Origin of the sequence: Sulfuricurvum sp. RIFOXYD12_FULL_44_77, assembly GCF_001830725.1 — a bacterium.
Taxonomy (GTDB): domain Bacteria; phylum Campylobacterota; class Campylobacteria; order Campylobacterales; family Sulfurimonadaceae; genus Sulfuricurvum; species Sulfuricurvum kujiense_A.
The window spans coordinates 1-11,461 of the sequence record NZ_MIBU01000100.1 but is presented as its reverse complement, the minus strand read 5'-3'; the positions used below and the strand labels follow the sequence as shown (position 1 = coordinate 11,461).

The following is an 11,461-nucleotide window of genomic DNA, read 5'->3' as shown; positions in this document are numbered from 1 at the left end:
CGAACTATCTTTCCTTGTAATAATTTTTTGAAATGACAGTATTGAATTCCGTTGGGTCATACCAAAAACATCCGATACAACTACCTAGATATTCTTGACTTCCTACCCACTGTGATACGCTGTAGCCAAGCTTCTTTGCATCAAATCGTATATTTGTCTCTTTACATTGCTTACAATGCTCTCTTTTAGCAATATTTACATTCCTATGAAGTGGCTGAAAATCATTCATATTTTGTTGATCTGGCATTCCAAAATCATCTTTTCTACCGTCTTTGTGATCAATTTCAATAAAACTTCCACCTATTGCAAGAACTTTACAATATAACTTGGAGTAAAAATCACGTATTTCTTTTTTGATACTATTTGAAAATGTATTTTTTTTATATCCATGCAGTTGAACGCCAACTATACGACCACCCTTTTTTATTCTCTCAATATTGAACTTTTTACCAAGCGGACCGTCATCTCGACACCAGTCACCGCCATTGGTTGTCTTTAACCCATATTGTTCTAATATATCTGCCTCAACAAGCTTTGAAAAACCAGTATTATGGTCAAGCCCGCAAATTTCAATATATTGCCATGCCTTACTCTCTTTTTTATAGGGATTTGAACTGAGTTTGTCTGCGGAATTTATTTGCATACCAGCTCTTTCATCATAATCTGTTTTGGGAGAAAATTCCAGCAAAAGTAACTAGAACTAAAAGTAATTTTACTGTTGTCTCTGCCATCAGGACTACCGAATTTCATACGTTTATCAAACATTAAAAGCTGAAGGTCTTTTTCTTTAAATAACTGTTTCGGAGCAGAATCATTCAGCCAAGTATTCGCCATAATAAGAGCAAATGGTTTATTAAATGATAATGCCCTCTCAAAAAATTTACGCTTATTGGTAAATGGAGGATTACTTATAATAATGTCCCATTTATTGTTTGGTTCAAATACTAAAAAGTCTTCACCATGATCTATATGACTATATACAACTTTATTTGTTTTAGAAATTTGTTTGACAAATTCGCTTTCAGGTGTATCAAATGGGCACCATACTATTGCATTTTTAGGAATAAATTCAAGAATAGCTTCAACTGCGTAGTGGGGAGTATAACATTCATCATTTTTACCTCGACTGTATAGAACTTCTTTACTGTTTATTGCTGACTTGCTTGAATTGTTGACATCAATATTTTCTGTATTTTTCATGTTTATCCAATAGTTATGATTAAGAATTTCCTCATTACATTACAAAAGTATATTTATAAATAGGATGAACGGGAGATCAGCTCAAAATCGCCTTGGCTAACTCAAACTGATTGGCCGTCATAATGTGGATTTTCGGATGGAGCGCTTTTAGCTCTTCGAAAAGGTTTTTACTCAGCTCAAATCCGACGCGGTACTCTTCCTCTGGGCTGATGAGCGAAGCTGCTTCGAGGGCTTCTACCCATGTGTGAGGAACATAAATCCCCGGAACATTTTCATCCAAAAATCGGGCGGTACGGAGTTTCGTGATCGGAAAATAGCCCAAAACGAGGACACAATTAGCGTTGTTCTCACGGTTGGCTTCCTCCATCATATCGAGCAGTTTACGGGCATTTTCGAGATCGTAGACGGGTTGGGAGATGATGGCTATCGCACCATGTGCCACTTTTTTGGTCATTTTTTTCTGTAATGTTGCGGCACTTTTGGCATAGGCATCGATAACGGCGAAGGGGTAAATCTCCTGCACGGGGGCGAGGAGTTTTTGCTCTGCCATATCGGTTCCGCTATTGAGCGTCGTGATAATATCGAGGAGGAGTTTACTGTTCCCCTCAAATACCCCTTTGGCGTGCGGCTGATCGGAGTAGTGGGCGCTGTCACCCGTGAGGGCGAGGATGGCACGGACGTTGGATTCATTCGCTCCGAGGAGATCGGATTGCAAGGCGATACGGTTGCGGTCGCGCATACTCATCGTGGCCAGTGTCGGGAGTCCGAAACGATCTTGGAGTTTCATCGCGGCGAAGAGGGCATTGTATTTGAGTTTGGCGAGCGGATTGTCGGTGGTGCTGAAACCATCCACGAGTTTATCGAGACCCAATGCGGCGATTTTCTCAATTGTCGGGGCAAATTGTGCCGAGCGAGACGGGGTTGTCTCTAAAGTAATATAGGTGCTGTTGCGTAGTTTATCTATAAAGGTTTCGAACAAAAGGTGCCTTTGGATATAATTGCGTCATTATAACAAAATGTGGGACATCTATTTTGATAAAATTAGCGGTATTTGATTTTGATTCTACTCTTATGGATGGAGAGACGATTGACTTTTTTGCAGAAGCGCTCGGAATCGGTGAACAGGTAAGTGCGATCACCGAACGGGCGATGAATGGAGAACTCGATTTTTTTCAGAGTCTTCAAGAGAGAGTAGGACTTTTAAAAGGGCTGGAATTTGGTCTTGTCGAAGAGATTTGCCAAAATCTCCCTTATATGAACGGTGCGGTAGAGACGATTGCGGCACTCAAAGAACGCGGTATCAAAGTGGTTTGTTTCAGCGGTGGGTTTCGTACTGCGACTTCGTACGCGAAAGATATACTCGGATACGATGCCGATTTCTCAAACGTGTTGCACACCAAAGAGGGGAAACTCACGGGACTGGTCGGCGGCGATATGATGTTCGATTTTTCCAAAGGGGACATGTTGCAACGCCTGCAAGGGCTTTTCGGCATTAGTGAAGAGGAGACGATGGTGGTGGGTGATGGTGCGAACGATCGTTCGATGTTCGCCCACGCCGGAACCCGTGTTGCGTTTTGTGCCAAAGAGATCCTCAAAAAAGAGGCGAATGTCGTCATTGAGACGAAAGACCTCACCCAAATTATTACAAAGGTATTTTCATAATGTTAGAGAACTCATTATGGTTGCGTTACAACCCTACTAAAACGATCCGTGAAGTATTAGCACGTCTGTATGAGTGCAGTGCGGTAGAGATAGGAGATGATGAGCGCGCATTGTACGCATCCCTCAAACGTCACCTTACTAAAAAAGAGTTTCGGATGGTGATGATGAATGAAGCGGGACTCTCTCCTGAAGAGATCGGCTCAGAAGTAGGACTTAGCGGCGAGGAACTCACCAAAGCACAATATAAGGCGTATCGTAAAATTCGTCAAGACAAAATCCGATTGGAAGTTCGTGCAAGCAAAGTGAAAGAAGAGGCTGATCTGGAGATGGAAGCAGAATAAAGTGTGAGAGTTTGATACATTCTTGATAAAAAAAACCAAAAAACTATCACATTAACATTCAGTTAAAGCTCCATTTATCCTTTATCCGATATCATTAACGGGTATCAAGACACCTTCACTGTTTTTTCGAAAATGTTGAAGGTGTCTTAAATCACTAATTTCGAAGGAGAACGACATGAAAAAGTCAGCTTCATGCTTCCTTGCAGCGCTTGTAGCGTTCGGGATGATGAGTACAGCGGCATCTGCCGATGTAAAAAAAGGTCAAAAAGTTTATTTGAAAACCTGTAAAAATTGTCATGGTAGCGGTACTAAAGGTGCTGCTATGCATACACAAGACGAATGGGATGAACTTTTCGCTAACGGTGGTGCTAATATTATCAAAGCACACGCAAATGATAAATCAGCAGCCTATTTCAACGGTGAGGCATTTAAAAACCAATCACAAGATCTACGCGATTTCTTGTTTGAATACGGTTCTGATTCAGGCAACGTCCCTTCTTGCGGCTAAAGCCATAATACCCCTTCAGGGGTGTTACCTCTCGTGCTATAAATTTCCTCTTCCCTATACTTTTAATAATCCGCTTTGAATTCCTTTAAATACACAATTCAATTATTTCTTTAAACATATCATACCCCCATTAGGCTACAATAGAACCCGAATTAAAGGGATTAGTATGAAAATAGGAATATGTGGAATAAGCGGTTTTGTCGGAAGTGCACTGAAAGTTTTCTTTGAAAAAAGAGGGGATGAGGTATTTTCTTTAAGTATCCGAGCCGAGACACCGGTTGAGCTGATTGCTCAAAAGCTAAACGGATGCGATGTTCTCATTAATCTTGCCGGAGCCAATATCTTGGGACGTTGGACGAGCGAGTATAAAGAGCTATTGCGCCAAAGTCGTCTGGAGACGACGGATAAACTGGTGAATGCCCTTTCTCTCTGCGATCATCCTCCCCATACATTTTTAAATGCTTCTGCTGTCGGTATTTACGATGCCTATCATCAGCATGATGAGTTTTCTTCCCATTATGGGGATGATTTTTTAGCTACCTTGGTTCAGGATTGGGAATATTCGGCATCACATGCCCAGTCGGAACAAACCCGTGTCTGTATGATGCGTTTCGGAGTGGTTTACGCTCATGGAGGCGGTGCAATGTCTAAAATGATCCCTCCGTTTAAACTTGGCCTTGGTGGAAAAATGGGCGACGGCTTTCAAATGATTTCGTGGATACATTTGGAGGATTTGGTTCGCGCGGCCGCTTTTTTGATCGATCATAAAGAGATAAAAGGTGTTGTGAATTTTACGGCACCTGAGCCGATCAGCAACCTTCAGCAAACAAAAGCGATGGGGCGGATTTTACATCGTCCCACTTTTTTTGATCTCCCTGAGTGGGTTGTAAAACTTGCATTCGGCGAAGGTTCCATCGTAATGCTGGAATCCAAAGAGGTGTATCCCCGTATTTTGCAGGACGCAGGGTTTGCGTTTCGCTACCCTACATTTGACAGTGCGATGGAAGAAATTGCTCGCGCGCAAGGATAAGGAGCTCTTCATCGAGACGGTAAGGGTGCAATGCCACTTCGTCAATCGTTTTAAAGTTGAAATGGCTTTTGTTGTAGCAGATAACCGAATGACTTTTTCCCTCCAAGAGGGCATCAATCGCATAGGTAACAAATTTATAGGCCATAAGCCGATCATAAACACTCGGATTTCCTCCCCGTTGGATATGCCCCAAGACAGAGACACGGGACTCAAATCCGAGCTCCTTTTCAAACCATTGAGCCACTTCTTTGCTATCCAGAGCTTCTGAGACGACGGCGATAAAATAGTCCCGACCTTTTGCTACTTGCGATTTAAAACATCCGCTATATTCATGGATATCGATCGGAATTTCGGGGATAAGGCACATCTCCGCCCCTGAGGTGATGGCAGAGATAAGGGTCAGATAACCGCAGTCTCGCCCCATTGTCTCAATGACAAATGCTCTATGAAAGGAGGATGCGGTATCACGGATCTGATCGATGGCATCTTTGATCACCCCAAGCGCGGTATCGACCCCCAGACAATAATCGGTACCGTTGATATCGTTATCGATCGTTGAGGGGATTCCGCAAAATGCGATACCGCTCTCATGGTAAAACCGCTCCATCCCCCGAAAGCTCCCGTCTCCCCCTAATACGATCAGTTTGTCAATGCCGTGAGATCGGAGATTTTCGGCGGCAATGGCACGGTATGCGGGCTCTTTGAAGCGCAGTGAACGGGCTGAGCCGATTTTTGTCCCCCCACGGGTGATAATCCCCGCGACATCATGATAATCGGCAGGGGTGATGAGGTTATCGATCAGCCCCTCATAGCCGTTACGGACAAAATGGGGGTGTAACCCTTTTGCAAATGCGTACTCAACAAAACGTTTGAGAGCGGGATTCATCCCTGAGACATCTCCTCCAGAGCAGAGGATAGCTATTTTTTGGTTCATTTTGTCTCCTTAATGAGGGTATTTAACCATTGAATGACTTGACGATTGAGTTCAAGGGTTGATTTTTTGAGTGCCTCGACCCCTCCTTGTGCATCCATAGACGACGAGGGAGAGCTGATCATAAAACGTTTCGACGCAAGAGGACGTTTAGTGCGCGCATCGATGAGACGGTAGGTAATATCGATATATCCCTCACTTGCCTCTTTTGAAAATCGGTGGTAAAAGGCATTTAAATCCGATTCGAGCACCCAATCGGCTTGAGCAGAGGAGGTAGCGGGAGAGAGCGATGCAAATAGATTCTCCTCATTCAGTGATGAAAGGAGTGCGCGTTGTATTAATACGGAAGGGGTGTCGCTCCACCTGCTGTAGAGATACGGGGCACTCTCACCGTTTTCATAAAGATAGATAATGTTTTTTGTCGAGAGGGAAGCCAAGGATTTTACGGAAGAAACGGTGAGGCTTTTAGAAGATTTTGGAGCATTTTTCTTCACGAATATCGGGGGGGAGAGGAGTGTGTACTCATTGACGGACGGTGCTTTGCTAGAGCATCCTAGCACCATAAAAGCAGTTATGCAATAAAGGATATATGCTCGCATGTATTACTCTCCTGGCCCTGGTTTAGGGGTTGATTTTTTGAACAGTAAATCGGAAGGGCTCTCTCTGAGAGAGCGCAACGTCATCTCCATTTCATTTGTGAGAGAGCGAGTTTGCTCCAGTAGGGTGGTGAGTTCACTGCTAGCCGGAGCAATATCATAATCACCTCGATCGACGTTGGCTTCTAGCTTTTTGATCAGGGTATGGCTCTCTTTTGAGGTTGCTTCAAGGGATTCGAGGGTTTTTGCTATTTTAGTTTGTACGAGTGTATTGAAATTACCCGAAGCGGTTTTGACACTGATAGCGGCATCCCCCATAGCTTGTAGTGATTTGGAAGCATTGTGCTCCAGTGTACTGCTTTGTGCCAACAAGGCTTTGATCTCCCCTTGATAACCGTCTATCTGAGCGGTTAAAGAACGCAAATGTTCTAGCGATTGAGCCACATTTTCAACATTTTTATCGCTGAAAAGGCGATCGGCTCGATCAAGTGTTAGGGAGAGTTTGGAGGCAACGTCGCTGAGCGATTCATCCAGACGTGTAATTAAAGAGGGGCTGGAGGGGATAGTCGGTATGGTGCCATTTCCGTTGGAGAGGAGCGGTGCATGTCGGGAACCGCCGGCTATTTCGATAAAGGCTAGCCCCGTGATACCGTAAAATTTGAGTAGTGCATTGGAATCGGTTTTGATCGGGGTCTCTTTTTTGATTTTTAGAGTTAACTCGACCTCTTCGCTGTTGTGGGGGTTGATCCGGATCGATTCAACTTTGCCGACGTCAACACCATGAAATTTAACGGCCGCTTCAGGGGCGAGTCCCGAGACCGATTCGGTAATAAAAACCTTATAACGGCTGTACAATCGCTCATCTTGATTGTATTTTCCCAGCCAAAAAGCAAAGGCGACGAGGGCGACGGTAAAGAGGACAATGAAGACACCCATAGCGGTATAGTTAACACGTGATTCCATACGATCCCTTTTGAAAAAAATAATCGACAATCGGATGTTCGATTGCTAGAACCTCTTCAAGGCTCCCCTCTGCAATCGCTTTTTTTTCTCCCAATAATGTAAATCGATCCACAATATGATGAATTGTATCCAAATCATGAGTTACCATAATGATAGTAAGTCCTAAAAGATCACGCAATTGTTGAATTAGTGTATCAAATTGACGTGAGCTTAGGGGATCTAGTCCGGAGGTCGGTTCATCCAAAAAAAGGAGTTTAGGATCAAGGGCGAGGGCGCGAGCGAGAGCCGCCCGCTTAATCATCCCGCCGCTGAGCTGTGAGGGGTAGAGATATTTTGCATGGGGCGGAAGTCCCACAAGGTTGATTTTGAGCCGGATTAACTCATCGACGAGTTTGGGTGAGAGATCGGTGTATTCGTTGTAGAGGAGTGCGATATTCTCTCCGACGGTGAGCGAGGAGTAAAGGGCACCCGATTGAAACAGTACTCCCCAAGAGCGGCGTAATCCGGCTGCTTCAAGAGGTGTGAGTGTGGAGAGATCGTGTCCCAGCACATGGATGGTGCCGCTTTGAGGGCGCTCCAAGAGGATCATCTCCCGCATCAGGGTTGATTTACCCGATCCGCTTCCCCCTAGCAAGGCGTAGATTTCATTTTCTCGTACCGTGCAGCTGATATGGTCGTGAATCAGATTCTCTCCAAATGCAGTGACGACATTACGAACGTCAATGATAGTATGATTCACAGTGCTAGCTCCGTTAAAAGGATTGAGAAGAGAGCGTCACATGCGATGACTAAAAAAATAGCGTTCACGACACTTTTGGTGGTGTAACGTCCGATACTCTCCGTATTCATAGAGACTTGAAATCCGCGGTAGGTACTCACAAAGGCGATCAAAAAGGCGAAAAACGGCCCTTTTATGATACCGATAAGGTAGTGTTTGAGTGCCAGAGCCCCCTGAAGACGGTGGATAAACTCGGTGAAACTCAAATGCGAATGTGTCTGCGCAATAACCATCCCTCCGAAAATTCCCACCATATCGGCGAAAAAAATCAACAGAGGCATTATGATCATTAACGCCAAAACCCTTGGCCACACCAAAAAGATAAAAGGGTCAAATCCCATCGTTTTCATCGCATCGATCTCTTGGGTCATTTTCATCGCACCGATTTGGGCTGTAAATGCCGAACCGCTTCGTCCTGCGACTACAATAGCGGTAATTAAAGGGGCGAGTTCACGGGTAAGAGAGATCCCGATCATATCGACGATAAAGATATCGGCACCGAATTTTTGAAGCTGGACGACACTTTGATAGGCTACGACGACTCCGATCAAAAATGCACTGATGGCGATAATGGGGAGGGCTCGTGCTCCCGTCTCCACAATATGGGCTCCGATCGAGCGATAACGGATGAGACTTGGATGTTTGAGGGTATAAAACAATAAAATAAACGCTTCACCTAAAAAAGATAAAAAATTTCCGATCCCTAAAAGACTCCGATGTGTTTCTCTTCCCAGCTGATAGAGCCAAGAGGGAGAGAGGGGGGCTGGAGCCTCTGGAATGGGGTTTGAATAGAGGAGGCGGTAAAGATGGGAGTGCTCTTGTTGTTCCCCGATCGTTTCACAGGTGCATCCCTGCTCTTTAAACTTACGGTTCGTGAGCTGCCACAGCGCAACTCCCGAGGAATCGATAGAGGATATTCCGCTCAAATCCCAAAGGACATAAGTATGAGGTTGAAGTGTTTCGAGTTGATGCGTCACAGAAAAGAGATGCTCAATACTCCAAGCACCACTGCATTTAATCAGGGTACGAGAAGGTTCCTCTATGATAATAAGGGATGCGGGTATTGCACTTTGCATCGTTTATTATAACGCATTCTATAAAATCTTAATCCACGTTTTTAGTGATATTTTCACAATTTAATGGATTGATTTCACTGTGTTATGCAGGTGGCATAGTGTTTGCTTCATAGGATCACTACAAACATTTTTTCAAGGATTCAAGTATGGTAAAACATTTATGCGCATTTCTTTTAGGCTTTTCTCTCACCCTTAACGCTCAGATCGATAAAAACGAGCTGGGTAAACTCGAAGTCGAAGCACTGCTCGTCAAAGATATGACCTCTAAACAGATCCTTTATTCGAAAGAACCGCTCAAAGAGGTTCAACCCGCCAGTCTCACCAAAGTGATGACGGTTATGTTAGCGATTGAACACGGCAGCCTTAAAAAACCGATTATGATTACACGGGAAATGACCAAAGTAGAACCGACGATAGCGGGATATAGACGGGGCGATGTCATCCTAATGGAAGATTTGATCAAAGCGGCGATGATCAAATCGGATAATGATGCGGCTAAAGCGATCGCGATTACGGTGGGGGGGAACGAAAAACGATTTATTGAGATGATGAACGCTAAAGCTAGAGCGATCGGAATGAACCACACGTCGTTTAGCAATCCATGCGGATACGATACCAAAGGGCATTACTCCACCCCAAAAGACCTTATGAAAATGGCCGAGTATGCGATAAAAAACCGCAAGTTTAATGAAATCAGCAAAATGAACGAACACCGATATCGTGCACTTAATAAAAACCGCGAATTTTACGCCTACACTCATAACCGTCTTTTGAACCGCTATCAATATGCCGTCGGAATCAAGACGGGTTACACCGCTAAAGCGGGACCATGTTTGATCGCACGGGCAAAGAAAGACGGAAAAGATTGTGTGATTGTCATGATGAACGCCAAAGGGGATCGCTGGAAGACGGCAAAGAATATCTTTGAGCAGGTTTTAGAGAGTTAAATACGTTTCTAAAAATTCTGTGTAAATTTTTGTTTTTTCTTCACGCGTCATTGCCGCATGTGCGGGTGAGGTGGAGGGGAGCAACACTTTCTCTACTTTCAAATCTTTAAAAACTTTCATAAACAGATCATGGCTTTTCTTCCCCGTAAAGGCGAGAACTTGAATATTGGGATACTCTTCTAATAGTTTTTCAAAATCATTAGGGATGCAGTTTTTCAGATTCGTATCGCTCGAATTACTCCGCTCACATGAACCGATCACATCCCATAATCCGATCTTCTTTTCGAGGCAAAATGCTTTTTTCGCCTCATTGGTTTCCAAATGGACATCAAAAATTGTTTCGAGGATGGGCCAAAACGCGTTACGGGGATGGGCGTAGTAAAAGGCTTGCTCAAATGAGGCGATGCTGGGGAAACTGCCGAGAAAAAGAATACGGGTATGCTCATCAAGTATGGGTGAAAAAGGGTGACTATAGGGTTTCATAGAAGAATTTTATCTCAATTTACCTTCCCCTAAACCACCTTTTGTTACAATTCCACCATTAATTTATGGGCATACGACCCAATCAAAGGAACTGCATGAAGCGTGCATTGCTCAGTGTCAGCGATAAAAGCAACATCGTTGAATTTGCCAAATCCCTAATCGGTTTGGAGTATCAAATCATCTCTACGGGCGGAACGTACAAAATGCTCAAAGATGCGGGTGTAAGCGCCATCGAAATCGATGAGGTGACCAAATTCCCTGAGTGTTTCGAGGGGCGTGTTAAAACCCTTAATCCGTACATCCACGGTGGAATTTTACACCGACGTGACAAACAATCCCACCTCGATCAAGCGGTAGAACTTGGTGTCGAGGCGATCGATTTGGTGTGTGTAAATCTCTATCCGTTCAAAGCGACGATTGAGAAAACCGACGATTTTGAAGAGATCATTGAAAATATTGACATCGGCGGTCCTGCAATGGTGCGCTCTGCGGCGAAAAACTTCGACAGTGTTATCATTCTTACCGACCCATCGGATTATTCACTTGTTCTTAATGCGATTGCAGAGGGTGAAAACACGGTTGAGTTCCGCCGTGATTTGATGATCAAAGCGTATGAGCACACTGCGGCGTATGATTCGATGATCGCAAACTATATGAACAAACGTTTCAACAACGGCATGGGCTCTAAACAGTTCATTGTCGGGAACAAAGTGATGGATACCCGTTACGGTGAAAACCCTCATCAAAAAGGCGGTTTGTACGAGTTCGATACGTTCTTCAGTAAAAACTTCAAAACCCTCAAAGGGGAAGCAAGCTTTAATAACCTTACCGACATCAGCGGCGCGGTGAAAATTGCGGCGGCGTTCGGGGATGAAAATGCGATCTGTATCGTCAAACACGGTAATCCGTGCGGCTTTGCGATCCGTGAAAACCTCCTCGATGCGTA

The 11,461-nt window shown here is 44.2% G+C and carries 14 protein-coding genes and 1 pseudogene; 6 read left to right on the top strand and 9 right to left on the bottom strand.

Annotated features, from left to right (window positions below; genetic code table 11):
- Nucleotides 1-4: 4 nt before the first annotated feature.
- The 3 genes from A2517_RS04430 to A2517_RS04420 form a co-directional block, all read right to left on the bottom strand.
- On the bottom strand, nucleotides 5-643 hold the full coding sequence (locus tag A2517_RS04430) for a hypothetical protein (RefSeq protein ID WP_294894540.1): 639 nt from the start codon (nucleotides 641-643) through the stop codon (nucleotides 5-7).
- Nucleotides 634-1,200, bottom strand: a complete 567-nt coding sequence (locus A2517_RS04425; RefSeq protein WP_294894538.1) for a sugar-phosphate nucleotidyltransferase — start codon at nucleotides 1,198-1,200, stop codon at nucleotides 634-636. The genes A2517_RS04430 and A2517_RS04425 overlap by 10 nt, the downstream gene beginning before the upstream one ends.
- 76 nt (nucleotides 1,201-1,276) lie before the next feature.
- A complete protein-coding gene (locus tag A2517_RS04420) occupies nucleotides 1,277-2,179 on the bottom strand; it encodes a methylenetetrahydrofolate reductase (protein WP_294894536.1) in 903 nt (300 codons plus the stop codon).
- A 53-nt stretch (nucleotides 2,180-2,232) separates the two neighbouring features.
- On the opposite strand from A2517_RS04420, the gene serB reads away from it, so the two are divergent.
- The 4 genes from serB to A2517_RS04400 all read left to right on the top strand — a co-directional run bounded on the left by serB (nucleotide 2,233) and on the right by A2517_RS04400 (nucleotide 4,741).
- Entirely contained in the window at nucleotides 2,233-2,862 is a 630-nt protein-coding gene (gene serB / locus A2517_RS04415; protein ID WP_294894534.1) for a phosphoserine phosphatase SerB, read from the top strand.
- A complete protein-coding gene (locus A2517_RS04410; RefSeq protein ID WP_294894532.1) occupies nucleotides 2,862-3,203 on the top strand; it encodes a hypothetical protein in 342 nt (113 codons plus the stop codon). The genes serB and A2517_RS04410 overlap by 1 nt, the downstream gene beginning before the upstream one ends.
- 175 nt (nucleotides 3,204-3,378) lie before the next feature.
- Entirely contained in the window at nucleotides 3,379-3,711 is a 333-nt protein-coding gene (locus A2517_RS04405) for a c-type cytochrome (protein WP_294894530.1), read from the top strand.
- A gap of 166 nt (nucleotides 3,712-3,877) precedes the next feature.
- A complete protein-coding gene (locus tag A2517_RS04400) occupies nucleotides 3,878-4,741 on the top strand; it encodes a TIGR01777 family oxidoreductase (RefSeq protein WP_294894528.1) in 864 nt (287 codons plus the stop codon).
- On the opposite strand, the gene A2517_RS04395 is transcribed toward A2517_RS04400, so the two are convergent.
- The 5 genes from A2517_RS04395 to A2517_RS04375 are packed head-to-tail and all read right to left on the bottom strand — an operon-like array spanning nucleotide 4,695 to nucleotide 9,085.
- On the bottom strand, nucleotides 4,695-5,675 hold the full coding sequence (locus tag A2517_RS04395) for a 6-phosphofructokinase (protein ID WP_294894526.1): 981 nt from the start codon (nucleotides 5,673-5,675) through the stop codon (nucleotides 4,695-4,697). The genes A2517_RS04400 and A2517_RS04395 overlap by 47 nt on opposite strands.
- Nucleotides 5,672-6,271 carry an ABC-type transport auxiliary lipoprotein family protein gene (locus tag A2517_RS04390; protein WP_294894525.1) on the bottom strand — a complete coding sequence of 200 codons (600 nt, stop codon included), beginning with the start codon at nucleotides 6,269-6,271 and terminating at the stop codon, nucleotides 5,672-5,674. Before A2517_RS04390 ends, A2517_RS04395 begins: the two co-directional genes overlap by 4 nt.
- A gap of 3 nt (nucleotides 6,272-6,274) precedes the next feature.
- Nucleotides 6,275-7,231, bottom strand: a complete 957-nt coding sequence (locus A2517_RS04385) for an MlaD family protein (protein WP_294894523.1) — start codon at nucleotides 7,229-7,231, stop codon at nucleotides 6,275-6,277.
- Complete coding sequence (locus tag A2517_RS04380) at nucleotides 7,215-7,970, bottom strand: ABC transporter ATP-binding protein (RefSeq protein ID WP_294894521.1); 756 nt, start codon at nucleotides 7,968-7,970, stop codon at nucleotides 7,215-7,217. The genes A2517_RS04385 and A2517_RS04380 overlap by 17 nt, the downstream gene beginning before the upstream one ends.
- Nucleotides 7,967-9,085, bottom strand: a complete 1,119-nt coding sequence (locus tag A2517_RS04375; protein WP_294894519.1) for an ABC transporter permease — start codon at nucleotides 9,083-9,085, stop codon at nucleotides 7,967-7,969. Before A2517_RS04375 ends, A2517_RS04380 begins: the two co-directional genes overlap by 4 nt.
- A gap of 146 nt (nucleotides 9,086-9,231) precedes the next feature.
- Between A2517_RS04375 and A2517_RS04370 the strand changes: the two genes are divergently transcribed.
- The gene (locus tag A2517_RS04370; RefSeq protein ID WP_294894517.1) at nucleotides 9,232-10,032 is read left to right on the top strand and encodes a D-alanyl-D-alanine carboxypeptidase family protein; all 801 of its coding nucleotides are present in this window, start codon (nucleotides 9,232-9,234) and stop codon (nucleotides 10,030-10,032) included.
- Here A2517_RS04370 and A2517_RS04365 read toward each other — a convergent pair.
- Nucleotides 10,021-10,515 (bottom strand): DNA-deoxyinosine glycosylase, encoded by a 495-nt coding sequence (locus tag A2517_RS04365; protein ID WP_294894515.1) that lies wholly within the window; start codon nucleotides 10,513-10,515, stop codon nucleotides 10,021-10,023. The genes A2517_RS04370 and A2517_RS04365 overlap by 12 nt on opposite strands.
- Before the next feature lie 95 nt (nucleotides 10,516-10,610).
- Between A2517_RS04365 and A2517_RS04360 the strand changes: the two are divergent.
- A pseudogene (locus tag A2517_RS04360) lies at nucleotides 10,611-11,461 on the top strand (bifunctional phosphoribosylaminoimidazolecarboxamide formyltransferase/IMP cyclohydrolase PurH); the annotation flags it as partial.

What these genes read in the sequence shown, in the direction of transcription:
- A2517_RS04375 (WP_294894519.1), bottom strand. Translation starts at nt 9,085, where the DNA reads ATGCAAAGTGCAATACCCGCATCCCTTATTATCATAGAGGAACCTTCT.
- A2517_RS04365 (WP_294894515.1), bottom strand. Translation starts at nt 10,515, where the DNA reads ATGAAACCCTATAGTCACCCTTTTTCACCCATACTTGATGAGCATACC.
- A2517_RS04410 (WP_294894532.1), top strand. Translation starts at nt 2,862, where the DNA reads ATGTTAGAGAACTCATTATGGTTGCGTTACAACCCTACTAAAACGATC.
- A2517_RS04390 (WP_294894525.1), bottom strand. Translation starts at nt 6,271, where the DNA reads ATGCGAGCATATATCCTTTATTGCATAACTGCTTTTATGGTGCTAGGA.
- A2517_RS04405 (WP_294894530.1), top strand. Translation starts at nt 3,379, where the DNA reads ATGAAAAAGTCAGCTTCATGCTTCCTTGCAGCGCTTGTAGCGTTCGGG.
- A2517_RS04425 (WP_294894538.1), bottom strand. Translation starts at nt 1,200, where the DNA reads ATGAAAAATACAGAAAATATTGATGTCAACAATTCAAGCAAGTCAGCA.
- A2517_RS04430 (WP_294894540.1), bottom strand. Translation starts at nt 643, where the DNA reads ATGCAAATAAATTCCGCAGACAAACTCAGTTCAAATCCCTATAAAAAA.
- A2517_RS04400 (WP_294894528.1), top strand. Translation starts at nt 3,878, where the DNA reads ATGAAAATAGGAATATGTGGAATAAGCGGTTTTGTCGGAAGTGCACTG.
- A2517_RS04385 (WP_294894523.1), bottom strand. Translation starts at nt 7,231, where the DNA reads ATGGAATCACGTGTTAACTATACCGCTATGGGTGTCTTCATTGTCCTC.
- A2517_RS04395 (WP_294894526.1), bottom strand. Translation starts at nt 5,675, where the DNA reads ATGAACCAAAAAATAGCTATCCTCTGCTCTGGAGGAGATGTCTCAGGG.
- A2517_RS04370 (WP_294894517.1), top strand. Translation starts at nt 9,232, where the DNA reads ATGGTAAAACATTTATGCGCATTTCTTTTAGGCTTTTCTCTCACCCTT.